At 45.8% G+C, this 26,234-nt stretch carries 26 protein-coding genes and 1 tRNA gene; 14 read left to right on the top strand and 13 right to left on the bottom strand.

Going from position 1 to position 26,234, the window contains the following annotated elements; genetic code table 11:
• Positions 1-28 precede the first annotated feature (28 nt).
• A complete protein-coding gene (locus ACKLNH_RS19395; protein WP_413113917.1) occupies positions 29-358 on the top strand; it encodes a DMT family transporter in 330 nt (109 codons plus the stop codon).
• A 143-nt stretch (positions 359-501) separates the two neighbouring features.
• Here ACKLNH_RS19395 and tatA read toward each other — a convergent pair whose 3' ends face one another.
• Complete coding sequence (tatA, locus tag ACKLNH_RS19390) at positions 502-654, bottom strand: twin-arginine translocase TatA/TatE family subunit (protein WP_413113916.1); 153 nt, start codon at positions 652-654, stop codon at positions 502-504.
• Positions 655-869: 215 nt separating this feature from the next.
• Between tatA and ACKLNH_RS19385 the strand changes: the two genes are divergently transcribed.
• From ACKLNH_RS19385 to ACKLNH_RS19370, 4 genes are all read left to right on the top strand, one after another.
• The gene (locus tag ACKLNH_RS19385; protein WP_413113915.1) at positions 870-2,690 is read left to right on the top strand and encodes a metallophosphoesterase; all 1,821 of its coding nucleotides are present in this window, start codon (positions 870-872) and stop codon (positions 2,688-2,690) included.
• A gap of 247 nt (positions 2,691-2,937) precedes the next feature.
• Positions 2,938-3,288 (top strand): arsenate reductase (glutaredoxin), encoded by a 351-nt coding sequence (gene arsC / locus ACKLNH_RS19380; RefSeq protein WP_413113914.1) that lies wholly within the window; start codon positions 2,938-2,940, stop codon positions 3,286-3,288.
• Complete coding sequence (locus ACKLNH_RS19375; protein ID WP_413113913.1) at positions 3,288-3,851, top strand: flavodoxin family protein; 564 nt, start codon at positions 3,288-3,290, stop codon at positions 3,849-3,851. Before arsC ends, ACKLNH_RS19375 begins: the two co-directional genes overlap by 1 nt.
• Positions 3,851-4,264 carry a DUF2069 domain-containing protein gene (locus ACKLNH_RS19370; RefSeq protein WP_413113912.1) on the top strand — a complete coding sequence of 138 codons (414 nt, stop codon included), beginning with the start codon at positions 3,851-3,853 and terminating at the stop codon, positions 4,262-4,264. Before ACKLNH_RS19375 ends, ACKLNH_RS19370 begins: the two co-directional genes overlap by 1 nt.
• A 64-nt stretch (positions 4,265-4,328) precedes the next feature.
• On the opposite strand, the gene ACKLNH_RS19365 is transcribed toward ACKLNH_RS19370, so the two are convergent.
• Positions 4,329-5,396: a DUF2066 domain-containing protein gene (locus tag ACKLNH_RS19365; RefSeq protein WP_413113911.1), complete on the bottom strand. Its 1,068-nt coding sequence runs from the start codon at positions 5,394-5,396 to the stop codon at positions 4,329-4,331.
• A gap of 265 nt (positions 5,397-5,661) precedes the next feature.
• On the opposite strand from ACKLNH_RS19365, the gene ACKLNH_RS19360 reads away from it, so the two are divergent.
• On the top strand, positions 5,662-6,909 hold the full coding sequence (locus ACKLNH_RS19360) for a uracil-xanthine permease family protein (protein WP_413113910.1): 1,248 nt from the start codon (positions 5,662-5,664) through the stop codon (positions 6,907-6,909).
• Positions 6,910-6,989: 80 nt separating this feature from the next.
• On the opposite strand, the gene upp is transcribed toward ACKLNH_RS19360, so the two are convergent.
• Positions 6,990-7,616, bottom strand: a complete 627-nt coding sequence (upp, locus tag ACKLNH_RS19355) for a uracil phosphoribosyltransferase (RefSeq protein ID WP_413113909.1) — start codon at positions 7,614-7,616, stop codon at positions 6,990-6,992.
• A gap of 184 nt (positions 7,617-7,800) precedes the next feature.
• On the opposite strand from upp, the gene purM reads away from it, so the two are divergent.
• Positions 7,801-8,841 (top strand): phosphoribosylformylglycinamidine cyclo-ligase, encoded by a 1,041-nt coding sequence (gene purM, locus ACKLNH_RS19350; protein WP_413113908.1) that lies wholly within the window; start codon positions 7,801-7,803, stop codon positions 8,839-8,841.
• 3 nt (positions 8,842-8,844) lie between these two features.
• Positions 8,845-9,489 carry a phosphoribosylglycinamide formyltransferase gene (purN, locus tag ACKLNH_RS19345; protein ID WP_413113907.1) on the top strand — a complete coding sequence of 215 codons (645 nt, stop codon included), beginning with the start codon at positions 8,845-8,847 and terminating at the stop codon, positions 9,487-9,489.
• 78 nt (positions 9,490-9,567) lie between these two features.
• Here the strand turns inward: purN and ACKLNH_RS19340 are convergent, their stop codons facing one another.
• On the bottom strand, positions 9,568-10,368 hold the full coding sequence (locus tag ACKLNH_RS19340; protein ID WP_413113906.1) for a class II glutamine amidotransferase: 801 nt from the start codon (positions 10,366-10,368) through the stop codon (positions 9,568-9,570).
• Positions 10,369-10,391: 23 nt separating this feature from the next.
• Complete coding sequence (gene lpcA / locus ACKLNH_RS19335; protein ID WP_413113905.1) at positions 10,392-10,970, bottom strand: D-sedoheptulose 7-phosphate isomerase; 579 nt, start codon at positions 10,968-10,970, stop codon at positions 10,392-10,394.
• Positions 10,971-11,233: 263 nt separating this feature from the next.
• On the opposite strand from lpcA, the gene fadE reads away from it, so the two are divergent.
• Entirely contained in the window at positions 11,234-13,681 is a 2,448-nt protein-coding gene (gene fadE, locus ACKLNH_RS19330) for an acyl-CoA dehydrogenase FadE (RefSeq protein ID WP_413113904.1), read from the top strand.
• Positions 13,682-13,736: 55 nt separating this feature from the next.
• On the opposite strand, the gene ACKLNH_RS19325 is transcribed toward fadE, so the two are convergent.
• Both ACKLNH_RS19325 and dnaQ read right to left on the bottom strand, forming a co-directional pair.
• Positions 13,737-14,948, bottom strand: a complete 1,212-nt coding sequence (locus ACKLNH_RS19325; RefSeq protein ID WP_413113903.1) for a TIGR03503 family protein — start codon at positions 14,946-14,948, stop codon at positions 13,737-13,739.
• 8 nt (positions 14,949-14,956) lie between these two features.
• On the bottom strand, positions 14,957-15,700 hold the full coding sequence (dnaQ, locus tag ACKLNH_RS19320) for a DNA polymerase III subunit epsilon (protein WP_413113902.1): 744 nt from the start codon (positions 15,698-15,700) through the stop codon (positions 14,957-14,959).
• Between the two features lie 50 nt (positions 15,701-15,750).
• Here dnaQ and rnhA point away from each other — a divergent pair, with 50 nt between their 5' ends.
• Positions 15,751-16,215 (top strand): ribonuclease HI, encoded by a 465-nt coding sequence (gene rnhA / locus ACKLNH_RS19315; RefSeq protein ID WP_413113901.1) that lies wholly within the window; start codon positions 15,751-15,753, stop codon positions 16,213-16,215.
• Between the two features lie 29 nt (positions 16,216-16,244).
• On the opposite strand, the gene ACKLNH_RS19310 is transcribed toward rnhA, so the two are convergent.
• Positions 16,245-17,009: a methyltransferase domain-containing protein gene (locus tag ACKLNH_RS19310; RefSeq protein ID WP_413113900.1), complete on the bottom strand. Its 765-nt coding sequence runs from the start codon at positions 17,007-17,009 to the stop codon at positions 16,245-16,247.
• A gap of 36 nt (positions 17,010-17,045) precedes the next feature.
• Between ACKLNH_RS19310 and gloB the strand changes: the two genes are divergently transcribed.
• Together gloB and ACKLNH_RS19300 are read left to right on the top strand one after the other, a co-directional pair.
• Complete coding sequence (gene gloB / locus ACKLNH_RS19305) at positions 17,046-17,804, top strand: hydroxyacylglutathione hydrolase (RefSeq protein WP_413113899.1); 759 nt, start codon at positions 17,046-17,048, stop codon at positions 17,802-17,804.
• 71 nt (positions 17,805-17,875) lie between these two features.
• On the top strand, positions 17,876-19,504 hold the full coding sequence (locus ACKLNH_RS19300; protein ID WP_413113898.1) for a LysM peptidoglycan-binding domain-containing protein: 1,629 nt from the start codon (positions 17,876-17,878) through the stop codon (positions 19,502-19,504).
• 99 nt (positions 19,505-19,603) lie between these two features.
• Here the strand turns inward: ACKLNH_RS19300 and ACKLNH_RS19295 are convergent, their stop codons facing one another.
• The 3 genes from ACKLNH_RS19295 to ACKLNH_RS19285 form a co-directional block, all read right to left on the bottom strand.
• Complete coding sequence (locus ACKLNH_RS19295) at positions 19,604-20,461, bottom strand: endonuclease/exonuclease/phosphatase family protein (protein WP_413113897.1); 858 nt, start codon at positions 20,459-20,461, stop codon at positions 19,604-19,606.
• Positions 20,461-20,790, bottom strand: a complete 330-nt coding sequence (locus tag ACKLNH_RS19290) for a DUF1904 domain-containing protein (RefSeq protein WP_413113896.1) — start codon at positions 20,788-20,790, stop codon at positions 20,461-20,463. Before ACKLNH_RS19290 ends, ACKLNH_RS19295 begins: the two co-directional genes overlap by 1 nt.
• Before the next feature lie 110 nt (positions 20,791-20,900).
• A complete protein-coding gene (locus ACKLNH_RS19285) occupies positions 20,901-21,788 on the bottom strand; it encodes a LysR family transcriptional regulator (RefSeq protein WP_413113895.1) in 888 nt (295 codons plus the stop codon).
• 123 nt (positions 21,789-21,911) lie between these two features.
• Between ACKLNH_RS19285 and ACKLNH_RS19280 the strand changes: the two genes are divergently transcribed.
• On the top strand, positions 21,912-22,898 hold the full coding sequence (locus ACKLNH_RS19280) for an alpha/beta hydrolase (RefSeq protein WP_413113894.1): 987 nt from the start codon (positions 21,912-21,914) through the stop codon (positions 22,896-22,898).
• Positions 22,899-22,985: 87 nt separating this feature from the next.
• Here the strand turns inward: ACKLNH_RS19280 and ACKLNH_RS19275 are convergent, their stop codons facing one another.
• Positions 22,986-23,879 carry a LysR family transcriptional regulator gene (locus tag ACKLNH_RS19275; RefSeq protein ID WP_413113893.1) on the bottom strand — a complete coding sequence of 298 codons (894 nt, stop codon included), beginning with the start codon at positions 23,877-23,879 and terminating at the stop codon, positions 22,986-22,988.
• A gap of 131 nt (positions 23,880-24,010) precedes the next feature.
• Between ACKLNH_RS19275 and ACKLNH_RS19270 the strand changes: the two genes are divergently transcribed.
• Positions 24,011-25,333, top strand: coding sequence for an amidohydrolase (locus ACKLNH_RS19270; protein ID WP_413113892.1), 1,323 nt, complete (start codon positions 24,011-24,013; stop codon positions 25,331-25,333).
• 616 nt (positions 25,334-25,949) lie between these two features.
• Here the strand turns inward: ACKLNH_RS19270 and ACKLNH_RS19265 are convergent.
• A tRNA-Trp gene (locus ACKLNH_RS19265) sits at positions 25,950-26,026 on the bottom strand.
• Positions 26,027-26,234 lie beyond the last annotated feature (208 nt).

Genomic DNA, 26,234 nt, shown 5'->3' with positions numbered 1-26,234 from the left:
TTATTCATTACGTGCAGGAGACAACAATATGCACTATTTATTTCTAGCCGTTGCCGTTATCGCCGAAGTTATTGCGACCAGTGCCTTGGCAAAAACGGCAGGGTTTACCAAGCCTTTCCCCACCCTGATTTGTCTTGGCTTCTATGCCATCGCATTCTCTTGCTTAGCCCAAGTCGTTAAATATATGCCTGTTGGTATTGCGTATGCTATCTGGTGCGGGGCTGGCATCGTATTAGTGGCAGGCATTGCATGGCTCGTTTACGACCAACGCCTCGATATGCCAGCGATGATCGGGATGAGTTTTATTTTAGTAGGGACGGTGATCATCAATGCCTTTTCTAACAGTGTGAGCCATTAAAGATCTAAAGCCTGGTGCTTCTGGTGACATCAGGCTTATTTGAGCGAGAGTCTACACACAACTTCGCTACTTTTACATCTATTACTAGAAACACTTACATTTCCTTGCTTGTATATTATTTGACCACCTGAAGTATAGATAAATCAATACTTATCGCTGTCAACATCTTTCATCTCAAGCTTGAAGTCTCGTATCGCCGTTCCGATATCTCCTCCCATTCCTTTTAGGCGTTTTGTTCCAAAAACTAAAATGATGATTAGAAAAACAATAAGTAGCTGCCAGGTACTAACACCCATATTCAACAAACCTCAACCTTACACAATTAATAACTAATCTTACTCATATCACATGAATAAAATATGACAACCCAACCATTAGATTTTATTAACATACGAGTTATAAATACTGATAGATCACAACCTAAAAAGTGTAAAGAACATGCATTAGCATTAATTCAAAGAGCGTTATTTAGCTTCACTTGTTAATTACTCTAATTTAATCAGGTTACCCAATGAAGAATGAAGATTTCAATCACTCCCGACGTAATTTCTTTCGCACAGCAAGTGGTGCAATTATATTGGGAGCCAGTGCCACGACATTAGTCGGTTGTGGAAGCAGTTCAACTGGCAATAATGATGATAACAACGGCGACAATACACCGTTACTCGATCCAAAAGCAAAACAACTCAGTGGACGCTACATTGGTGCACAAACAATTTACTTTGAAGATGTACCTGCAAATGTTGAGATTCGCTATACCCTAGATCGTTTTGAGCCTAGTCGCAGCGACAAGCTTTATAACCCAGCAGAAGGCATTACCCTTACCGAATCAAAAACTATCTGTGCTCGTGCGTTCCGCGATGAAGAAGAGAGCGAGATGGTTGTTCACAATTACCTCATCAAAACAGATGAAGAGCCGCTTTTTCGCATGATTGCGATGTCGGATACTGAGTTTAGTAACCTTTATGAGCCTGGCGTAGTGACTGGCTGGAACTCCCATTTTGACGTACTGCAACACTATATGCCTAACCCAGACTTAATCATCAATGCGGGTGATTTGATTGCAGATAATAATAATACGACAGGTTGGACCCACTCACTGCTTCGCAACGTATTTGAGCAAAACATGAATCGTGTTGGCATGATCGATACACAAGTGCTCTTGGCTCGAGGAAATCATGATGCTTACACAATGGATATGGTTAATAACTACCCTAAATCATGGTTCCCTATTGAGGATGAAAGTGAAAATGGAGGCTTCTACCATACTGTGGTTAAGAATATCCATGTGATTGGCTACGACTCAAACCTCAGCAATACGCATGAGGCTCAGAACGGCTTTGTCGAGCAAGCGTTGCAGGACATTAAAAACTCAGCAGATTATAACGGCGAGCCAATTATCGTCCAAGCACACCACCCATTGCCAGGTGGCGTCTGCGGTGGCGCTTGGCATGGCGGAAACAGCATAATCAGAGACATTTTGAGTAAGCACCCAGAAGTCATTCACTTCTCTGGTCACTCACACTACCCACTGACCGATGACCGCTCCATCTTCCAAGATACATTTACCCATGTAAATTGTGCATCCCCATCCACTTATAACTGGCTAGATGGCTCTGGCGGTATCCACAAAGATGATTATCTTCGTGGTTACAACTTTCATCCAATCTGGTCTTTACTCTTGGTTGAGATATACGAAGACCGCGTTGAGTTCGACCGTATTGCAATGGCTGCAGATCCTTATTTTATGGTTGATGTTGGTCGTCCTGATGCAGACTATAGTGACAACGAGTTGTCTCCATTATCGTTCCGCTCCGCTGGCGCACTATTAGGTGAGGCGTGGACATTTCAGTATCGTAACGAAGGGCTACAACAAACCGTTGAACTAGATAAATATAATCAGGCACGCCTGGACGTTTTCAAAAACACCAAATTCCCATTCGAGCACAATATCAATCTTACAGCGAGCGACGGTGTGGCAAGGCTGTGGTTTAATAATGTACGCGGCCATATTACAGCCCCTCAGATGTATTATATTCGGGTCTCTAAAGTAAATAGTGAAGGTAACGAAGGCGTCCGTGTGTTCGCACAAAGCATACTTTCTGATACCCAATTTGTTGGTACTCGTCAGCGCTTTGAAGGCGTTCCTTTGCACACGAATAGTGTTCGTTTAGAATACGGCGTTGAGTACTACTTAGTGCTGAATCCACAAGATTCCGCATCTAACTGGCATGATGATAGTGGTGTACATGCTAAGTTTACCCTTGAGGGACTCGAGCAAGGTCAATACGAAATAATCCTCGGCGGTATTGCAGCGGCAACGGAAGCTTAGGTTAAGCACCTACTCTCATACACCCCTGGAAAATAACATATCACGCTTTCTGACTTCTCCCCGCCCGATCGGGCGCTGCTTTACGCCAAACTGCGGTAATAGTGGGCACCATAAGAAGGCGTTAATCATCGCCATTGGATAACTCAAAAATTCAACGTATTCAAAAAGCAGCCACTGGCTGCTTTTTTTATTCCAACGAAACACATACAATTCAGTAACAACCACCCCATTTAAGCAAGGAAGCCTTATGCCAATCACTATCTACCATAATCCTAAATGTTCAAAAAGCCGAGCTACATTAACCCTACTGCAAGAAAGAGGGATTGAGCCTGACGTCGTTCGCTATCTGGATACACCGCTGGATGTTGAGCAATTACAACGCCTGTTATCCCTGTTGGGCTTTGAACAGCCAAGACAACTAATGCGAATAAAAGATGCACTCTATAAAGAACTTGAGCTAGATAAGACTGAACGATCAAATCTTGAATTGCTACAGGCCATGCAGCAACACCCTAAACTCATTGAACGCCCAATCGTGGTTAACGGTGACAAGGCCGTATTAGGACGCCCGCCTGAAAATGTGTTGGATATTCTATAATGCTGCCATTATTGGTGCTCTATTACAGTCGCCACGGTGCAACTCAGCGCCTGGCGCGACAAATTGCACGCGGTATCGAGTTAGTTGATGGCTGCGAAGCGCGTCTACGCACCGTTGCCCCTATCGGAGCTTCGGACACGCCAGCAACCGATCCATTGGTGACATTAGACGATATCCAAGCGTGCCGAGGGCTAGCTATGGGCAGCCCTGTTCGCTTTGGTAATATGGCTGCCCCACTCAAGCACTTTATCGATTCAACGAGTGCAGCGTGGCTCTCTGGTCACCTGATTGATAAGCCTGGGTGCGTTTTTAGTAGCTCGTCATCGCTACACGGAGGGCAAGAGACAACGTTACAGTCAATGATGTTGCCCCTACTCCATCACGGCATGCTCGTAATGGGGATTCCCTACAGTGAACCCGCCTTGCATACCACGCGAAGTGGGGGGACTCCCTACGGACCGACGCATGTCGACCAACAAGGGTGTCCGCTAAGCCCTGAAGAAATTGAACTGGCCAGAGCGATGGGAAAACGACTCGCTCTCGCTGCCATAAGGTTAAGCTAATGCCATCATCCTCACGTCACCTACATCAACTTGCTTTGCTCTTACACCTGAGTCTGTTGTTATTCATCATTCTGTGGCACAGCTGGTTATCTCCTTCCCCGCACCTCTCAAAGCCATTTATGCTAACGCTATGGCTAGTCCCGCTGCTGTTTCCTTTGCCAGGCATGATAAGAGGCAAGCCTTATACCTGTGCATGGGCAAACTTTATTCTGATGCTCTACTTTACTCACGCACTGACGTTACTATGGGTTAATGAAGGAGAGCGAGGATTGGCCCTGATAGAGCTATTACTGATCAGTGGCTCTTTTAGTGCCAACTTGATCTATGCGAGACGTGCGGGAAAAGCGCAAGGACTACACTTAAAAAAACTGTCTGAAGTAGAAAAAGAAGAGCGTCAACGCTACTTGCCTTAACGCTCCCTTTTCTAAGCAATAAAAAAGCCAGCAATGCCGGCTTTTCACACTGTTTCAGCGTCGTTTAATTCCAACGATACCGAGGCAAAAGCGCAACGGTTTCATCAAACGCTTGTTCCTCATCAACTGACGCTGATGTGGCTATACTCACCTGAGGAAGCGCTAACCACTCACGCTTAAATGCTTCCTCACTGCCCAATAGATTAAGTCCAAACTGAGCCTTATTGCCAACAAAGTGCTTAAAGCGAACCGAAGCTACATTGGTTAACGCCATTAAACTGCGCTCAATTTGCAGAAGATCTTCAAATCGTTGCACATTTGTCACTGCAATCTGCTGCCCTTCCTCACCTTCAGCCCCTAAAGGCCTTGCCATACGCTCGGCAAAAAAGCTGGCCACTTCATCAACCACAGAACGATAGGCATCATCACCACTCGCCATACCACGGTGCATTTCTGGACGAGACGTTTGCATCTGCGTTGGCTCAATGGGGTAAAGCTGCCAGTCTATGCTGCTTTTTCCAGAGCGCACACGATCGCGAATAACCAATACGGCATCAGGTTGGTAACGTGTCGATGCCACGCCAATCGGTTTAGCAAACCCTCCCCATAGATCTGGAACAGAGATAGAAATCTGATCATCGAAATCGCCGACCGGAACCAATAAAGGCAGGGCTCGCTCATTCGCTCGCTGCTTTAATTGCGTCACTGCATCATGATTAGACTGATCCCATAAGATATTACGACGACCTGCCTGCTCTTCAACCACCCAGACAAGTACCATTGGACGCTCGGTAGGCCAATAGTTGATTTGAGCTTGGGTTAGCACACTCTGTATTTGGGCTGGGTCAAAGGTGACATTCAATCTCGTCTCACCTTTTATGTTTTCATAACTTAACTGGCGCACATATTGACCAGCATTATTCCGAGCTTTATCTAATACATCGTTATTAAATGCCGCCTCATTACCCGTTAACTTGAGTATCACTTGCTCGAACGCCTCAGTACGCGCTTTTTGTTCGCTTGACCTATCAGTGTCAGCCAAAGGAATTTGTGCACGATACAGCCCAGTCACTGGCGTAGCTTGGGCCACTGACGTAAAGACAGCAAGGATAAAGATCAATACTTTATACATATCTAACTCAATACTAAAAATTCTACGCCGATATTAATGGCAACGGTGGTGTTGCGGCAATCTTTTCATACAAAAAACACAAACTTTGACCATATTCTCATTCGCCAGCTTAACTTAAATTATCAAAATACGATCTATATCACATATAGCTATGAAACAACCATGCAAGAGGGCAGGTGCCAATATTGACAAAAGTCTCGAATAGGCATAGCGAATATCACATGATAGTATTCGCCGATTTTTTATTTTTTTAGAGGTTTCCCCCATGCTGCATGTTATTCAAGGAGCACAAATGCTCTTTGTTGCCTTTGGTGCATTGGTACTTGTTCCACTGCTCACTGGTCTAGATCCTAACGTTGCACTCTTTGGTGCAGGATTCGGTACTTTGTTATTCCAACTGGTTACCCGTCGCCAAGTGCCTATTTTCCTTGCATCATCTTTTGCGTTTATTGCGCCAATTATGTTTGGTATCCAAACATGGGGAATCCCGGCCACCATGGGCGGACTAATGGCAGCTGGTGTTGTTTATATCTGCATGGGTGGAATCATCAAGGTACGCGGCGTTGGCATTATTCACCGCATCCTTCCACCCGTGGTTGTGGGGCCGGTTATCATGGTTATCGGTCTTGGTCTTGCACCAACAGCCGTTAATATGGCACTAGGACGCGGTGGCGATGGCGCTCAGATAATGGACGCCGATGTATCACTGATTGTCTCAAGCTTGGCATTAATAACGACTATTGGCTTTAGCGTTTTTGCAAAGGGGTATTTAAAACTGGTTCCGATTATGGCGGGCATCATTGTCGGGTACACCACCAGCTTATTCTTCGGTATTGTTGACTTCAGTCCAGTGCAAAATGCCGCGTGGTTGTCTGTTCCTGCCTTCACCATGCCTGAATTCAATATCAATGCAGTTTTGTTCATGATTCCAGTGGCTATCGCACCAGCAGTTGAGCATGTCGGTGATATGTTAGCTATTTCTAATGTTACAGGAAAAGACTACCTGAAAAAGCCGGGACTACACCGCACCATTGCAGGTGACGGCGTTGCAACCATTGCCGCCTCACTGTTTGGTGCACCACCAAACACCACTTATAGTGAAGTGACGGGGGCAGTCATGCTAACCAAAGCCTATAACCCCGTGATCATGACATGGACGGCTGTTACGGCGATTACACTCGCTTTTGTTGGCAAGCTCGGCGCATTGTTGCAAACTATTCCAATGCCAGTAATGGGCGGCATCATGATGTTACTGTTTGGTTCTATTGCCACCGTTGGCCTGAATACCCTGATCAAAAACCGCGTTGATTTAAACGATGCGCGTAATCTGGTTATCGTTGCTGTTACCTTGGTATTTGGTATTGGTGGAATGGCGCTGGGCGTGGGAGACTTCAGTCTACAAGGCGTGAGCTTGTGCGGTATCGTGGCAATTATCTTGAATCTTATCTTGCCGAGAAAACTGGGTGAGAGCCATATCGGCGATGAAATTGCCGATGAGCCAAGCGCTAATTAATAAGAAAAGTCATTAATAATAAAAGGGCTTTACCTCAGTAAAGCCCTTATTAATCGATGTCACTTATCACTACTTAGTGATTACTGAGTACCGAAAATCTTATCACCTGCATCACCAAGCCCTGGAACGATATAACCTTTATCATTCAACTTCTCGTCGATAGCCGCAGTATACATCTCTACATCTGGATGCGCTTTTTCTAGTGCTTCAATCCCTTCTGGTGCCGCAACAAGAACTAGCACTTTAATTGATTTACAGCCATTCTCTTTTAGCAAGTCAATGGTGGCAATCATTGAGCCGCCAGTGGCCAGCATAGGGTCAACAACCAATGCCATACGCTCATCAATGTTAGATGCTAGTTTGTTAAAATAAGGAACTGGCTCTAGTGTCTCTTCATCACGATAAATACCGACAACACTGATTCGAGCGCTTGGAATGTGCTCCAATACGCCGTCCATCATACCAAGACCCGCACGCAAGATTGGCACGACTGTCACTTTCTTGCCTTTGATTTGATCAATCTCAACCGGACCGTTCCAGCCTTCGATTGAGACTTTCTCTGTTTCAAAGTCCGCGGTTGCTTCGTATGTCAGCAAACTTCCCACCTCTGTCGCTAATTCACGGAAACGCTTAGTACTGATATTGCCTTCGCGCATCAGACCAAGTTTGTGTTTTACTAGTGGATGTTTAACTTCAACGACTTTCATAGTGCTACGCCCTGTAAAAATTACCTAAACCGTCTAATTATATCGTAGTGGCGCATAATAAACAGCATTCAAATCTCAACCGTATCAAAAGAGAGAAAAAAATTTGACGCAAACGTTTTCCTTTAGGCTCAGTCTGCTGTTAGAATAGCGTGGCTTTTTTATCTTCAATGTGGTGAGGCCCCTTGTGAGCAGTAATAATTCTTCTCTTAGTTACAAAGATGCAGGTGTTGATATTGATGCCGGTAACGCGTTAGTAGATCGTATCAAAGGGGTGGTTAAGCGCACCCACCGTCCAGAGGTGATGGGAGGGATTGGTGGTTTCGGCGCATTATGCCAACTACCGACAAAATACAAAGAGCCAGTACTGGTATCAGGCACTGATGGTGTAGGTACCAAGTTACGATTGGCAATGGATTTGAAAAAGCATGACACCATTGGTATCGATTTGGTTGCCATGTGTGTAAACGACCTAATCGTTCAAGGTGCTGAGCCGCTATTTTTCCTCGATTACTACGCCACTGGCAAACTAGATGTCGACACAGCAGCAGCGGTTGTTGCTGGTATCGGCGAAGGTTGTCTTCAATCAGGCTGTGCCCTTATCGGTGGTGAAACCGCTGAAATGCCTGGCATGTACCATGGTGAAGACTACGATGTCGCGGGTTTCTGTGTTGGCGTTGCTGAAAAAGCGGACGTCATCGACGGCACGAAAGTTGCCGCTGGCGATGCATTGATTGCACTAGGTTCAAGTGGCCCACACTCGAATGGTTACTCTTTGGTGCGTAAAATCATCGAAGTTTCTAACGCTGATTTAAGTGCTGAGCTAGAAGGTAAAACGCTATCTGATCACCTACTTGAACCAACAAAAATTTACGTTAAGTCAGTACTCAAACTGCTTGAAAGCACTGATGTCCATGCGATCTCACATATTACTGGTGGTGGTTTCTGGGAAAACATTCCGCGCGTTCTGCCGCAAGGCGCTAAAGCCGTTGTACAAGGCAACAGTTGGGAATGGCCGGCTATCTTTAACTGGCTGCAAGAGAAAGGTAACGTTGAGACATACGAAATGTACCGTACCTTCAACTGTGGTGTTGGTCTTGTTATCGCGCTACCACAAGCCCAAGCGGAACAAGCCATTGAGATCCTGAAAGCTGAAGGTGAGAATGCTTGGCTACTAGGTTCGATTGCCAACGCAGCCGACGGCGAAGAGCAAGTAGAGATTATCTAACCGATGAAAAAGATCGTTGTGCTTATATCCGGTAGTGGGTCGAACTTACAAGCAATACTTGATGCTTGCGAGCAAGGCACCATTGCCGACAGCCAAGTCGTCGCAGTTATCTCCAACAAAGAGACGGCGTATGGTTTGGAGCGAGCACGTCAAGCTGGCGTTGATGCTATCAGTGTCAGTGCGAGTGATTTTGATGGCCGAGAAAGCTTCGATCAAGCTCTCGCCGATAAAATTGATCACTATGACCCCGATTTAGTCATTCTCGCTGGTTATATGCGTATTTTATCGCCAAATTTTGTACGCCGTTATCTGGGCCGAATGCTAAATATTCATCCATCACTGCTGCCGAAATACCCCGGGCTTCATACTCATCAACGCGCGCTAGACGCTGGCGACAAAGAACATGGTACGAGTGTTCATTTTGTCACTGAGGAGTTAGATGGTGGGCCTGTTATTTTGCAAGCTAAAGTGCCAATCTTTGATAACGATGATGTCGATGAGATTCAAGCACGCGTTCAGCAACAAGAGCACAAGATCTACCCGTTGGTTGCTGACTGGTTTTTACGTGGCCGCCTAGAGATGGAGAATGGGCTCGCAATCTTAGACTCTCTTGTGCTGCCTATTCAAGGCTACGCTAGCGACGAATAGGGCATAAGCAAACAGAAAATAAAAAACGCGACGGTAACGTCGCGTTTTTTTTATTGCCATAAGTAAGTAGCACCTGTGCTATTGCGGCTCTGCATGAGCGCTTCCATCACGCCGATAGATCACTTCACCGAGCTCAAAAACACAGAGTTCACCCATTAACATACGTGTCCACTGTTCGTTATTGGTCAACGGCTGTGTGGCAATCACGGTAACAACATCATTTGGGGTTGTCTCTTGTTGAAAGTCGATCGTTACATCATCGTCAATCAACGAGGCTTTACCAAACGGTGCTCGTCGCGTAATCCAATACAATTTATTGGTGCAATAGTTAGCCACAACACTGCCATCAGAAAGCAACATATTGTAAACCCCTAACGCACGTAACTTATCGCAACACTGCGCCATAAAAGCAAACAGCTCTTCCGTGCTGTCTGGTCGGGTTGGAAAGCGTGTTTCTAACTGATTCAGCAACCAGCAAAATGCAATTTCACTGTCGGTATCACCAACAGGAACAAAACGTCCTGTCTCTAGTGCCGCATAATCCGCTAACTGTCCGTTATGTGCAAAAGTCCAATAACAGCCCCACAGTTCACGAGTGAAAGGGTGAGTATTCACTAAGCTCACTTCACCGCGATTGGCTTGCCGAATATGGCTAATCACCGCACGGCTTTTAATTGGGTATTGTTGGACCAACTGAGCAATTTCGGACTCACAACTCGGATGAGGATCCTTAAAATTCTGACAGCCCTTGCCGTCATAAAAGGTAATCCCCCAACCGTCACAATGTGGACCAGTATTGCCCCCACGCTGCATCAACCCCGTAAAGCTAAAGCAGATATCTGTTGGCACGTTGGCACTCATACCTAAAAGCTCACACATCTCCTTGTGCTCTCCTTTCTATTTTATGCTTCCATCTCTTTTTCTATCAACTGAATAAGAATATGGATGATTTTAATATGAACTTCTTGAATACGATCAGCATAGCCAAAATGTGGCACTCTGATCTCAATATCAGCAACCCCGGCCATATTTCCACCATCTTTGCCGGTTAACGCGATGGTTTTCATTCCTTTCGACTTCGCGGCATCCATCGCCTTTAAGATATTCCCCGAGTTACCCGACGTAGAAATACCCAGTAAAACGTCGCCTTGGCTGCCTACGGCTTCGACATAACGCGAGAAAACGTACTCATAACCAAAGTCATTACTCACACAAGATAAATGGCTAGGGTCTGATATAGCAATCCCTGGATAACCTGGACGGTTATCACGATAGCGTCCTGTTAATTCTTCAGCAAAGTGCATGGCATCACAATGTGAACCGCCATTACCACACGATAACACTTTGCCACCTTGCTTAAATGACGCAGCGACTAACTTGGCTGCGTTCTCAATTGACGCAATATTCTCGTCCGCACTTAAAAATTCATTCAGTACGCGTGCCGCTTCTTCTAACTCACCGCGAATTAAATCACTATACATACTCTGTTCTCTTACTCTTGCGTTGCTCATGACAACAATATGATTGCAGCCATTTAACTGCAAAATACACGGTATGTCGACTCCTTCGAAAAAATGCTGTGATAAGAACACCATCGAAATAGGTGCCCATCTCATCAGCGGATCTCTGGATAGAGCAAAATATCAATTTTAACCACGAACCAATTAACATTAAGTTTACAACCCATCAACCTTGTGCTTACCTTGTATAGTGGTTAGACCTCTTACCAAGCAAGGAGACGATAATGATGGCATTACTGTATTTTGGAGCTCTGCTCATGCTGCTTGGCGGACTTGCGTACCACAGAGCAAGTCTAAAAACGCAAACTATCGCCCTATTACTTGCACTGACATTAGGTAGTGCGCTTAGTCTCGTGGGCACCTTAATATGGATAACGTTTATCGCATTAGCTGGTTTTTTAAATATCAGTCTCTTTCGCTTATTTCTAAGCCAGAAGATCTTAGCGCTATTCCGGCAAGTTATGCCCGAAATGTCACGCACTGAAAAAGAGGCCATCGATGCCGGGACGGTATGGTGGGAAGCCGAGCTATTTGCCGGAAACCCTGACTGGAAGAAACTGCATGATGTGCCTGTCTCGCGCCTATCTGCTGAAGAAAAGGCGTTTCTTGACGGGCCCGTTAATGAACTTTGTGCGATGGCCAAAGATTTTGAAATTACACACCAATTGGCAGACCTTCCGCCAGAGGTATGGCAGTTTTTAAAAGATAATAAATTTTTTGCCATGATCATCAAAAAGAAATATAGCGGTCTCGAGTTTTCTGCCCATGCTCAATCGTTGGTTTTGCAAAAACTGGCTGGCGTTTCTGGCGTACTATCTTCAACTGTCGGTGTTCCTAATTCACTCGGGCCAGGGGAATTACTGCAACATTACGGCACCGATGCCCAAAAAGAATACTACCTGCCCCGCCTTGCTCGTGGTGAGGAAATCCCATGCTTTGCCTTAACCAGCCCTGAAGCTGGCTCTGATGCTGGTGCAATCCCCGATTTCGGCATTGTGAAAAAAGGCATTTGGCAAGGAGAAGAAATTGTCGGAATGGAGCTAACTTGGAATAAGCGTTATATCACCTTGGCCCCAATCGCGACCGTACTAGGACTGGCATTCAAACTGTCTGATCCTGAGCACTTGCTCGGTGAAACAGAAGGCTTGGGGATAACCTGCGCGCTAATTCCAGCCAACACCGACGGCGTAGAAATTGGACGTCGCCACTTCCCACTCAATATCCCCTTCCAAAATGGGCCGACCCGCGGTAACAAGGTGTTTGTACCTTTGAGTTACATTATAGGTGGGCCTGAAATGGCCGGGCAAGGTTGGCGCATGCTGGTTGAATGCTTGTCTGTTGGCCGAGGTATTACCTTACCCTCAAATGCAACTGGAGGGCTAAAAGCGGCGGCAATGGCAACGGGTGCTTATGCGCGCATTCGACGTCAATTTAAGTTACCTATCGGGAAAATGGAAGGCATTGAGGAACCACTCGCTCGCATTGCCGGCAATGCCTATGCGATGGATGCCGCCAGTGCACTTACCGTGGCTGGCATAGATCAAGGCCAAAAACCGTCCGTGATATCAGCCATTATCAAATACCATTGCACCCACCGTGGCCAACGCGCCATCATTGACGCGATGGATATTGCGGGTGGTAAAGGTATCTGCATGGGGCCGAGCAACTTCCTGGCTCGCAGCTACCAAGGTGCTCCTATTGCCGTTACGGTCGAAGGGGCCAATATTTTAACCCGTTCAATGATCATCTTTGGTCAAGGTGCGATTCGCTGCCATCCTTACGTGTTAAAAGAGATGAATGCAGCCTATAGTGCAGAAAACGAACAAACCCTTAAGGCATTCGATCATGCGTTGTTTAGCCATATCGGCTTTGCATCTAGTAATCTATTTCGCTCATTATGGTTAGGTATTTTCGACGGGCGGGGAAGTAGCACTCCATTTAACGACCAAACTAAACGCTACTACCAGCGATTGAATCGCTACAGTGCCAACATGGCGCTATTGGCAGATGTATCTATGGCAACACTTGGTGGCAGCTTAAAGCGCAAGGAACGCTTATCTGCTCGCCTTGGCGATATTTTAAGTCAAATGTACTTCGCCTCTGCCACTTTAAAACGCTTTGATGATGATGGCCGTCACGTTGAAGACCTCCCTCTCGTGCACTGGGCTGTTCAAGATGCGCTATATCAAGCTGAAGAGGCCATTGAAGCGTTGCTGCGCAACTTCCCAAATCGCACGCTGGCAGCACTATTACGTGGAATCATTCAGCCGACCGGGAAAATGCGCTACCGCCCCAGTGATCAACTCGATCATCTCGTTGCGCACATCCTCCAAACCCCATCAGCGACCCGCAGCCGAATTGGGCGTCACCAATATTTGGCTGCCACCGACAATAATCCGGTGGGACAACTTGAGGCAGCACTGGTCGATATTCTCGCTGCAGAACCCATTTATGAACGCATCTGCCATTCAACAGGCAAAAAGATGCCATTCACCCAACTCGATAAAATCGCAGAGCTGGGGTTAAGTGAAGGGGTGATTAATGAACAAGAAGCGCAACTGTTAAGGCAGGCAGAACAAGGGCGACTGGCTTCCATAAATGTCGATGACTTTGCACCTGAAGCCTTACCTGTTCAGCAGAGTCATTCTGCCCCACATATCAGCGCCGCTTAATTTAACCGTGTTGATGCTATAACAGGTTAAACGGCACAACTGCCGTTTAACCTGTTTAAGATAACGCTCGCTTCTGTCTTCGAAACCACCAAGCTAACCCTCCTCCTAGCGCCATCAATATTAAATTGCCTAACACCATTTTGATGAAAAATTTTCGCCGTGCTTGTGCCGCTAACTCTGCTTGATACTGCAACTCCGCTTCTTTTTGTCTACGTTCTTCTGCGGCTCTGAATTCAGCCAAGTTACGATCTAAACGCAACGCACCTTGAACGGCAAAGTGTTGCTCCGGTAGTGGAAAAATAAGCTCGCGCTGCTCGAATCCATCAGTTGCATATAGCCAACCTCGCCAAGTATAGCGCCCAGGCGCTTGACCATTTTCAAGGCGCGCGCTTAAGGTCATATCATCAAGGTACGCTTGTGCCTGACTGACCCCAACCGTTCCATCTGGAAACACTTGCTCCACATGAAGGGCAAGGCTTCCCGGGTGAATAGACCCAACCTCACCATCAACGACGACTTTATGTGCCTCTTTTTGTCCTCGCCCTTGCACAAAGCTAATCATCACAGGGCTTGGATAAACCAATACGACCTGCTCTTGCGCACGCGTAAACAATTCATTTTTAGACACGATACTAACCCGATAACGCCCTGGTGAAACATCAACGGGCAAAGCGGCGGTAAAGACCCCATCTCCAGCTTTTTCATCCAAGCCAACCCCATCATCTAAAAACTGAGCGACGACTTGCGGCGCTGGTTCGGCGTAATCTGGGTATATATCACTACTATCGTATTCAGCCGTAAATACAACTTGCAGTTGTACATGCTGCAAAAAATTACGGTTTGTTAATGGTTTTCCATCTTTGAGCAGCGAAACGGTAAATTTAATCACCTCACTGCTGTACAGGCGGGCCGGAAAGTGATCAACTTGCATGCTAATGTTGCTGATCAATTGGATACGGTTCTGTTTAGAAACTTTACCAATCGCTTGCCATGGGCCCGGCATTGGCTGCTCAACCGAGACAATATCAACATCATCACCTTGATACCACTCAATGTATTCTGGGTGACGTGATGCGTAATATTTTCCTCCATCCGGGCGCACCAGTATCGCTGACTGTGACGGCTCTTCACGCTGAATAATAAACGTTATGCGCTTAATCGCCGGATCAACGCGAAAACGATTATCAAGCCACTGCATATCCGTATCTGCGTACAATGTACCAACAAACAGAAAACCCGCGAATAAGCTAATAATCCGTAATACCATTTTCATTCCTATTGACGCCAGAGAGGGGCCCCTCCTTTCTCTGCAATGAGATCAAGACGTTGTTCATGTGCTGTTATTTCATCGGCAGACGCTGTGATAACCTTTAATGCTTTTCGTCCTGATGAGAGCCGTGTCATGCTTCCTTCCGCATTTGTCTCGCCACCAGCTTCCCCTTTGGCATCAACAAATGACAGGCTGGTTTGCCCCCCCGTCATCATCAAATAGACATCAGCTAAAATTTCAGCATCGAGCAATGCGCCGTGAAGGGTTCGATGCGAATTATCGATACCATAGCGAGAACACAACACATCTAAGTTATTGCGCTTGCCTGGAAAGATCTTTTTCGCCATCGCTAGCGTATCGGTAACTTGACAGAAATCTTCCGTTTTACCAATCGCAGGGTCTAACATCTGAAACTCGTAGTCCATAAAACCGACATCGAACGGCGCGTTATGCGCGACGAGTTCTGCCCCTTTGATGTAATCCAAGAAGGCTTGATGGACCTCGGCATATTCGGGCTTATCTTCTAAAAATTCATCGGTAATACCGTGAACACCGATCGCTTCAAGATCAATTTGTCTATCGGGCTTAATATAAACGTGAAAGTTATTTCCGGTCAGCTTACGGTTTACGATTTCAACCGCCCCAATCTCAATGATCCGATGATCTAGATAGTGGGGGCCGCTGCCCAAATTCATACCGGTGGTTTCGGTATCTAATACGATAATTCGCTTGCTTCTGGCTTCATACATAGTAACTGTGTCACACTATTGGCATCATCAATTACTGAATACTACCAAATATGCGCAAACAGGTAGAGATTTTCACAGACGGTTCTTGCTTGGGAAATCCAGGACCCGGTGGATATGGTGCTTTATTACGCTACAATAAGCATACAAAAGAGCTCAGCGAAGGATTTTCCCTTACCACCAATAATCGCATGGAGCTACTCGCGGCCATTGCTGCACTCGCCTCTCTAAAAGAGCCTTGCTCAGTCGAATTAACCACGGATAGCCAATATGTTCGACAAGGTATCACGCAGTGGATCCACAATTGGAAAAAACGCGGTTGGAAAACAGCGGATAGAAAGCCGGTTAAAAATTCTGACTTATGGGTACGCTTAGACGAACAGTGTCAACGCCACAGCGTTAATTGGCATTGGGTTAAAGGGCACGCTGGACACCCAGAAAATGAACGTTGCGATGATCTTGCTCGCGCAGCAGCGGAAGCGCCAACACGCCCAGATGATGGCTATCAACCCGCATAGCCCCCAGAAAGCGGCTGTAGAGACAGCCGTTATTTTTGGCGGTATAGCTTAGTTAATGAAGCTGCCCTGCGCCCGGCCGAACGCACATTGACTCTCGCGGTAGCGATTCGACGCCGTAATAACCACCCCGGTTTAATCGGTTTAAGTGGCGAGGTGCGCTTTCTCGCGACAATAAAATACATACACCCTACCGACGATAAGTAATCGACAAGCATATTTTCAGCCCATGCCCAACAGACCTCATGGCGTGTCGCTGGCAACACGGCAAACGATTCGTGATGAATCACCTCATAATTGAGCACTCCCAGCCAATCTTTAACTCGATAAGGGGAGAACCGCCGCCCACACCAAGGGTAATTTTTACGTTTCCATGGCAATAACGAAGTTAAACCATATAAACTGATTGGATTAAAGCCTGCGATCAATAGATAACCATCATCAATTAACACACGATCAATTTCGCGCAACAATCGATGTGGATCTGCGCTGTACTCTAGCTGATTAACTAGCAAACATGCATCGATCGATTTTTCAATAAAAGGGAGGGCATCTAACTCAGCCGTTAAGTTTCGATACGGACTCTGGGTATCTAATTGGATATGATGAGGGACATTACAGTGGTGACTTAGCAGTTCACAGCTTAGCCCACCCAGCTTTAAAAAGTGATAACCGAAGATTCTCGGACACCATTCGTCAAGGCGAGCTTGAATTAACTCGCGAGCCCATGCACCGTTCGCTAAAAGATGCCACGATTTTGGTGCCCGAATTTGTTTGGAAATTCTTGCTGGCTTCATATAATGAATGCTCACCACCTCAGGGAAGGAAAACGCATGCTAACAATCAAGAGCATACCCGCTTTTAATGACAATTACATATGGCTGATTCACAATCCAGAAGGTCAAGCCATTGTTGTTGATCCTGGCGTTGCAGAACCCGTACTTAAATGGCTTGAGAAACATCAAATGCGGCTCGACGCCATACTCATTACCCACCACCATGCCGACCACACTGGCGGGATCAGTGAACTAAAACGGCAATTCCCAGAATGTCAGGTTATCGGCCCCAAACACGACCCCGTGCCAGGTCTATCGGTTACCGTCGATGAACAAGATCAACTTGAGTTATTTGGCGTCAACTTCACAGTCTGGCATATCCCGGGACACACCGCAGGCCATATCGCTTATATTGGTGACAATAAGCTCTTTTGTGGTGACACCTTGTTCTCTGCTGGCTGTGGGCGAATATTTGAAGGGACATATGAGCAAATGTATCATTCACTTCAACGCCTCGCCACCTTGCCAGATAACACGCTTATATTCTGTGCCCACGAATATACTAGCAGCAACCTTGCTTTCGCACTGACTGTCGAGCCAGGCAATCAAGAACTCAGTGAGTACCGTGATCAAGTTAATCTGCTGAGGGCTAGAGAAATGCCGACATTACCAAGCACCATCGGCAAAGAAAAAGCCATTAACCCTTTCCTGCGTTGTACGCAAACAAACGTTATACAATCTGTGAGTGATCGGACTCAATGTAAAGGTGAGTTAGAAACATTTACAGAACTACGACGTTGGAAGGACAATTTTTAATCAAAAATACTTGTACCAAACGGAGTGGGTCAGTATGATCCACGACCATTTTTGGCAAAAGACAGCATTTTATGAAAACAAAATTTTTTGTAGCGAGTGCGCTATTACTGGCCGGATGCCAACTATCGAATACCGCATTAAAGACGCAACAACCAGAAACAAACGAAACAAAAGAAGAAACGACTACGCCAATAAATGAGGCGTCGGCTCAACTTGATACATTGTCTTCAACCAATAAGTTAGACACTCCCAGCGACGTAAACGCGACAGGCATCGACAACGTTGTTGAGACAGAAAAACAAGCCACACCTCAAGAACAAGAAGATGTTTGGCGTCGTATTTCTATGCAGCTATCCTTGCCGGTGCCTAATGGTGATCCACGCGTGGAGCATTATAAAAATTGGTACTTGCGCAATCCCTCACATTTACAAACCGTGGCAAAGCGTGCCGAACCTTTTTTGCACTTAATCACTGAAAAAGTCGAAGCACGAGGTTTTCCTATCGAACTGGCACTGCTGCCTATCGTTGAAAGCTCATTTGATCAGTTCGCATACTCGCACGGTCGAGCAGCCGGATTGTGGCAAATCACCCCGCCAACTGGACGCAGTTTTGGTCTAGAGCAAAACTGGTGGTATGACGGTCGCCGTGATGTTGATCGCTCTACCGATGGCGCATTGGATCTGCTTGACTACCTAAACAAAAAGTTTAGTGGGAACTGGCTACATGCCTTAGCAGCTTACAATACCGGTGAAGGACGTGTATTCCGCGCAATTCGTAGCAACCGTGATGCTGGTAAATCTACCGATTTTTGGTCATTAAGTTTACCGCGTGAAACCAGTGATTATGTGCCTAAACTGCTCGCTGTCGCTGACGTTATCGCAAATGCTGAACAATATGGCATGTCTATTCCTGCCATCGCTAACAAACCAGTGGTAAAAGTTGTTGAGCCTGGTATTCAAATGGACTTGGCCCTGGCGGCGAAGTATGCCGAGATGACAGTGGCTGAGCTGCAAAGCTATAATCCAGCCTATAATCAGTGGGCAACCGCACCAGATGGCCCAAACCACCTCTTGCTCCCCCTAGATAAAGCGAACCGTTTTACCGAAAACCTGACGGCCAATAACCAACAAGGCATGAACTTGATCCGTTATCAGATTCAACCCGGTGATACATTAAGTGTTCTAGCACAAAAGCATGACACTACCACCGCATTGATTATGCGTGCCAATGATATGGACTCCCCCTCGCTACGCGCAGGCCGCCACATTATGATACCTGTCGCCTTAAAGGATGACAGTTCTATCATTGCGAATCGCAGCTCTGTACTTGCGAGCAGCCGTAACACGCACGGCAATGGCTACCGTGTGGAATATGAAGTAAAAGCAGGGGACAGCTTATGGACCATTGCACGCAACGAGAAAGTCTCGATTGATAACTTAACCCGTTGGAACGGCATTACCCGTAATTCGACCATCCGCGTCGGCCAAAAGCTGACCATGTGGAAGGATACGCAAGACGGCGGCATTATTCGCACCATCAGTTATCAGGTGAGAAGTGGTGACAACCTAAGTGTTATTGCCAATCGCTACAAAGTGCGTGTTTCTGATCTGATGAAATGGAACAACTTAGACAGCAACAGCTACCTGCAACCAGGTCAACGTCTGACTCTGCATGTTGATGTAACAAAAGTGAGCGTTTAATCGCCTAGATTCTATTTGCTATCGCATATCTATTAGTGGCCCATTTATTGGGCCACTTTTCTATTTGACGTTAACCTGTCAATATCCCAACCCGTATCTCTACCGCATCACCTGAAACTGTGCCAATAGAGGGTTATGATCGGAGGCATCTGTCTGTGGTGCGTTCGCTTCAACAAGTTGTAGTCCACGATAAAACAAGTGATCAAGTGGCAAGCCTAACACTCGCGTCCGATAATCATCATTGAACAAAGTATGCGATAATCCCAACTCTTTCGCAAAATCCTCCACTACTCGCTGCCGACCTTTACGCCAAGTATTAAAGTCACCGGCAACAATCATCGGACCAACGTGATAGCGTAAGGCGGCGGTTAATGCACCAAGTTGTTGCTGATACTGCTCTGTCCCCAGCGTAAAATTGATGCCATGTAGATTGACGACCGCTAATGTTTGTCCATCACTCAACAAAAATTCAGCATAAAGGGCAGATTTAGGTAACTTAAGCCAAGGTTCAACAGAAAGATACGCACAAGACTGCAACGCAGCTGTTCGCGATAGATTAAGTACCCCAGCTGAGTGGCTAAAGAAGGTAAAGGCATTCGCCATCGCGACTTGCCAAGGTGTCTGTTCTAAATATTGCCGAAATTCATCATGCAGACTGGCTTCTTGCAGTAAGACTAAATCTGCATGGTGACTGAACTGGTTGAGTCCTTCTTGCCAACCCGGCTTTCCACCTTTATAGATATTCCATACTGTTAAATTGATTAAGCCATTATTGTCTAACGGCTTAATCTCTGAGTTTTCGTTCTGAAAGCAACGCAGCTGCTGGCTGTCGAGAGTAAGCACCTCGGCATATTCGGGGATCATTATTGCCCTATCGACAAATTGACACGCCCCTCCCCCCGCCACCATTACAACGATAGCCGATGCGGTCAGCAGCTTTTGTCGCTTACTCAACATTAATAGTGCGCACCATTGTCATAATACGCCGTTGGAGATAGCGCGGTGAAAACCACAGCCAAGTCATCACATGGCTGTACCTGTTTGATTAAATCGGTGATCACTGCCGCCACTTTATCTTGTACCGCTTGGCCACGATCAAACCAATAGACCTCAACAAAGGGGTAGGCCTGTGATGACTGCCCATCAAAGAAAAACTGTGTCGATATACACTCAATGGTAAAGTCTTCTCGTGGACAGTCCATTAACGGTTGCAGTTGATTAACGAGCTCCGTTGACAGTACTTGCACTGTGTCAGCCTTAATGGCGCGAATTCGTAAATGGGGCATTTTCATTCCTACTAGGTTGTTTCTATAAGATTAAGATACCACTAGTCATATGGAATAGGCACACGTTTCTACCTGTATTCAGGCTCTTCCCTCAACAGCCTTAATCACACTCATTGCAAATAATCATCCGCGACATCAAAAATACAATCTAATAGTGTTTTAATCTGTGGGTGGTATTCAAGTCCTAAGCCATGAAACAAACCTATGCCATAGAGATAATCACGTTTGCGATCTGATAGTGCGATCCTCGTCAGCTGGCCCCTATCGATGTACGGCTGCGCATTATCCGGCGTAAGAATCACCCAGCTATCGTCGGTCATCATTCGAACCAATAGCGGTAAATTCCCGGCAACCTTTGTTGTATTGGCTACTTCGAAATGACCCACCCCTCCTTCACCGCTGCTATCGAGCATGTATTGTGTTGATAATCGCAACGCATCGATTGTTGCTTCTTGTTTAGCCAATGCTGAACTCGGAATACAATAGGAAGATAAAGGCAGTGCGCCGAGATAATTGGACTCAATTCTCGCCTGTGTTTGCGTTTTATTTTCTATCGCTAACAGTGCCAAATGACCTGCGCCAGCCTCGATCATTTCATATGCCTTATTCTTCGACATATTCCGCCAATTTATCGTCAGGCGAGGTTCCAGGCTTCTCATCTGCTGATCGATCTGAACCAGCATGTCATAAGGAAGCATGCCATCAAAGAAAACCGTGACAGCCAACACCTCTTCACGACTCAGCGACAACGCCGCAACCTCAAAGTCTTCTGCCTGCTTACTTAAGTTCTGTGCGCGAATAAAAAGTTGATGTGCATTAAACGTTGGAATCGCTTTTCGTCCATTAATTTCAAATAATGTGACCTTAGTAGCATCCTCTAAGGCGAGCACAGAATCTCGAATAGTACTGCGCTTTTTGTTCATTGCTACAGCAGCAGCACTGTACGAGCCCAGTAAATACACCTGTCGAAAGCTATGTATTTGCTCGATTGTAATCATCACCCCTTCCTTATTTGTTGGTAGTTAGCTTCCAAATGGTATTTTTTTGTTGGTAATCTATCGATTACACTTCATGTCGTCAACGTATTATGCGTTCCAATAACCAGTAGTATGAGGTTTAACATGAAAAAGCTAGCAATAGCGGCATCGCTATTAATGTCTGCGAGTGCATTTGCTCAAACATCAGATGCCGATAGCATCTTTGGATTCTCCGTAGAGCAAGACGTTACCTATGGTCAAGGGGCTGTACGTCCAGATGGTCAGCATGGTGACATCGTACTTCGTGATCTAAAAATGGATGTCTACTATCCTGCCGGCATGGAAAACGATGATTCTCTTCCTGCGATCATTTACGTACATGGCGGCGGTCACCACCGTGGTGGTAAATTCCTACCTCCATTCCGCATTGAAGGTGCGATTCAATCATCCCCACAAGAGTATGGTCGTAACTTCGCCGCGGCAGGTTATGTTACCTTTGTTCCTGAGTACCGTTTAGCGCCAGAATGGCCAGAGCCTGATCACAAACCAGGTGAAGCAAACCTTTATGCCGATCTAGACACCTATGTCGATGACGTTATGTTAGCCGGTGTATCTCGTGCACGTGCTGCCCTAGGCCTAGAAACAGCAGAAGGCGAAGAAGGCAAATTAACCCTATGGAAAGCGGGTGTATCAGCATTTGAAGATGCAGTGAAAGTGGTAGATCATCTTGTTGAAAACGCAGAGACTTACAACATTGACCCAAGCCGTATCGCAATGGGTGGTCACTCTGCAGGTGGCGGTATCAGTATGAATGCTGCGTATGGATTTAAAGCACCACTTGCTGCAATTTTCCCAATGTCAGGTGCTGAAATCGCATTTGATGCAAGCGTGATGGACTCAGACATTCCACCAACGCTACTGACGTACTCACAAAATGACGACAGAACAATGATGGCCCACTTCCCACGCATGATTAAGCTATTAGAGCGCTCTGATGCTGAGTTTGTGATTAACTGGGTACCAGGCTTTGGACACAGCTACCCGTTCCATGCACCAACCGTTGCAAGTGATGGTACTCGCATGGCATTGTTCGATCGCATCACATCTTTCCTAGATGAGCACATGCAATAAGACTGCATTGCCATCTTTAGTATAAGATACTGATATTGAAAGGCCTTAACCGAAAGATTAAGGCCTTTTCGTTATGACTAGCTAGCGCTAATGAAAGTAATTAGGCGCATAAAGACGAATTAACTCAACTACCTTCACCATTTCAGGTATTGATGCGTACCCTATAGGCATAAATGCACACACTCGCTCACCTATGGGTTGCAACATCTCATCTATCTGTAAACGTTTAATCATCTTCGTGGCAAGTAGTGGCGCGGCGATGTGGCGAGGCAGCGTGCTCCACCCATCCTTCGATAGCAAGGCTTGCAACAAAGGTAGCGAACTAACAGTATGGCATTGATTAGAAAAGGCCAAACGACCAATTCCTTCACTATTCACGGCATCTTCTGTCATCCACTGCGGAATAATACGCAACTCATCAATAGAAACGGATTTTTTTTGAGCTAACGGATGTACTGACGAAATATAAGGCTCAAGTTTTATTGAACCAATATTAATAAACGCCAATTCTGATGTTGTTTTGGTACGGTTTTCACTGGATAAAAGTGCAACGTGATAATGACCTTGGATTAAGCCATTGTAAGCATCCTGCCGGGAGGCTTGCTGAAAAACCAAGCGCATCGCTGGAAAACAACGATTAATTTCATTTTGGATATCTGCAAGAAATCCTGAAGGAATAAATACATCATGAACCAGTACCAATCTATCCAGTGTATTATCGAAAAGTGCTCTAGCAACAGCTTCAAAATCTCGTGCGTGCTTCGCAATATGAGAAGCGCGCTGCCGCAATAACGTTGCTTTCGCTGTTGGAAGTAACTTTTTCCCACAAATATCAAATAATGTGAAGCCCAATTCATCTTCGAGTGCTTTTATATGTTCACGTACAGTATTTCGCTTTCGATTAAGTTTTCGCCCCGCTTCGCTATAACTACAAGTATCACACACCATATCAAAACAGATAACCTGTTCTAATGTAAACATACCACTCCCCTCAAAATGTACGCAACTCCCGACCATTATGTCCTTTTATGGTTAGCAAATCGAGCTTATAGTTTTGTAGATAAAAAACGTTTACCTACAAATACGAAAATTTGCGAACTAAAGGTCTATAAATGAAGTATTCAACCAAATCTAATCTTATCGCTCTTGCTGTCGCGATGGGATTAAGTCTTCCTGTTGCAGCGAACACGACTCATAAGCTCATCGACGCAGACACTCCTCGTCTACAAGAAATCTATAAAGATATCCACGCCAATCCTGAATTAGGCTTTATGGAGCATCGCACAGCAGGAATCGTTGCGAATGAATTAAAAGAGCTGGGTTTTGAAGTAACGACAGGAATTGGTATCACTGGGGTCGCTGCGGTATTAGAGAATGGCCCCGGTCCTGTCGTAATGTACCGTGCTGATATGGATGCCAACGCTGTAAAAGAAGAGACTGGCTTACCTTACGCGAGTAATGTGAAAGTCACCAACCTTGATGGTAACGAAACCTATGTTTCTCATATGTGTGGCCACGATGCACACACTACGTGGCTGCTCGGCATGGCGAAAACCATGACAGAGACGCGCTCAGAGTGGAGCGGAACGTTAGTACTGATCGCACAGCCTGCAGAAGAGCCGATTGAAGGTGCACATGCAATGGTTAAAGACGGCCTTTACGACGTTCACGGCATTCCTAAGCCAGATCATTTCTTAGCAATGCATACGGTTCCATTCCCAACAGGCACGATGCTTATTCAACCGGGTCGTATCATGACAGGATCTGAACATATTGATATCACCTTCCGTGGTATCGGTGGTCATGGCTCTGCGCCACAATTTACTAACGACCCAGTTTTAATGGCTGGCCAAGCAATCACTCAACTTCAAACTGTAGTATCGCGCTATACCGACCCGCAAGAGACTGCAATCCTTACTATCGGTGCTGTTAACGCGGGTGTTGATAACAACGTTATTACTGAAGAAGCGACGCTAAAGCTAAAACTACATTTCTCGACACCAGAAGTGCATGAAGACATGGTAAAAGCCATCAAACGCATTTCTAATGCGATTGCACTGGCGAATGGTGTCGAAGAAGACAATATGCCGTTATTCAAGCACAAAGGTTACGCAACAGCTGTCGTTAATGACCCTGAATTGACCAATCGTATTGCTGATGTAATGAAGGAAAAAGATTACATTACCAAAGTTATTCCAGGGTTCACATCTGCAGGCTCTGAAGATGCAGCAACGCTTGTTGAGGGCATCCCTGGCGTAAAAGTTAGCTACGTATATATGGGCACCGCAGAGCATGACCTATTCGAAGAAGCTCGCCTCAGAGGTGAATTTGTACCATTTGCTCCGCATAACCCAGACTATCGCGTTGATATTGAGTCAATAAATCTTGGCGCCAAAGCTGCGACTGATATTGTTATGGATATCATGGGCAACTAATTTACTAGAAATAGTGAACTAGCAATATAAAAGATAATTAGCGGCTTTTGTAAAGAAAGCCGCATTTCATTAAACCCCACCCTGTATTCCTGCTGGAAATCCATTTGTAAACCTCCGATAAAATAGGGGTACTACGTTCCCACCCTTGCTCGACAGTTAGATCTGCGTACTTTGATATGTTGATACACCCCATTTTGTAAGAATCGAAAGCTAGCTTCTAACTTATCAACAGCAATCAATACACCTACAGTGACTAACAGTCACACTATGACGGCTGAAGTAACACCATGTACCTGACCATTCTGGGTCATCATGATACCGGCACCCAAGAACCCTATACCTTTCACAATCAGAGAAAGCACACGAGCCTGATCTGCTCGTACATCAGAAAGGCCTATCCCCAAGGACATAAATGTGTAAGTACTAATGATAATGAGACTGTAGTACGGATGCCTACAGTTTAACCACGATATTGACGTTCAACTTTAAGTGAATATTGTTTAACCAAGCGAGTTTCCTATGCAAAAACTCTCAGTATTTTGGCATATGCGTAAGTTAATCACCGCTATTTGTAGTGACACAAAAAAGCCTAGTCTTGCGACTAGGCCTTAAAATGTGGCAGGGGTGGAGAGATTCGAACTCCCAACACGCGGATTTGGAATCCGCTGCTCTGCCAATTGGAGCTACACCCCTATAGAACACGCATTGTATGGGTAATCACGTATAAATACAACGCTCAAATGGCGATAACAGTAACCATTAAAGGCCGAACTTAGAGTTAAGTCATACTCTTTAATGCAAAATATCATACATACAAAAAAGCCCTGTCATTACTGACAGGGCTTCTTGATAAGTGGCGGAGCGGACGGGACTCCCTACTCTCAAAAGCCCAGCGCGACCA

It is taken from the genome of Thaumasiovibrio clandestinus, assembly GCF_047250365.1.
GTDB lineage: Bacteria > Pseudomonadota > Gammaproteobacteria > Enterobacterales > Vibrionaceae > Thaumasiovibrio.
This window is presented reverse-complemented; position numbering and strand designations above follow the sequence as displayed.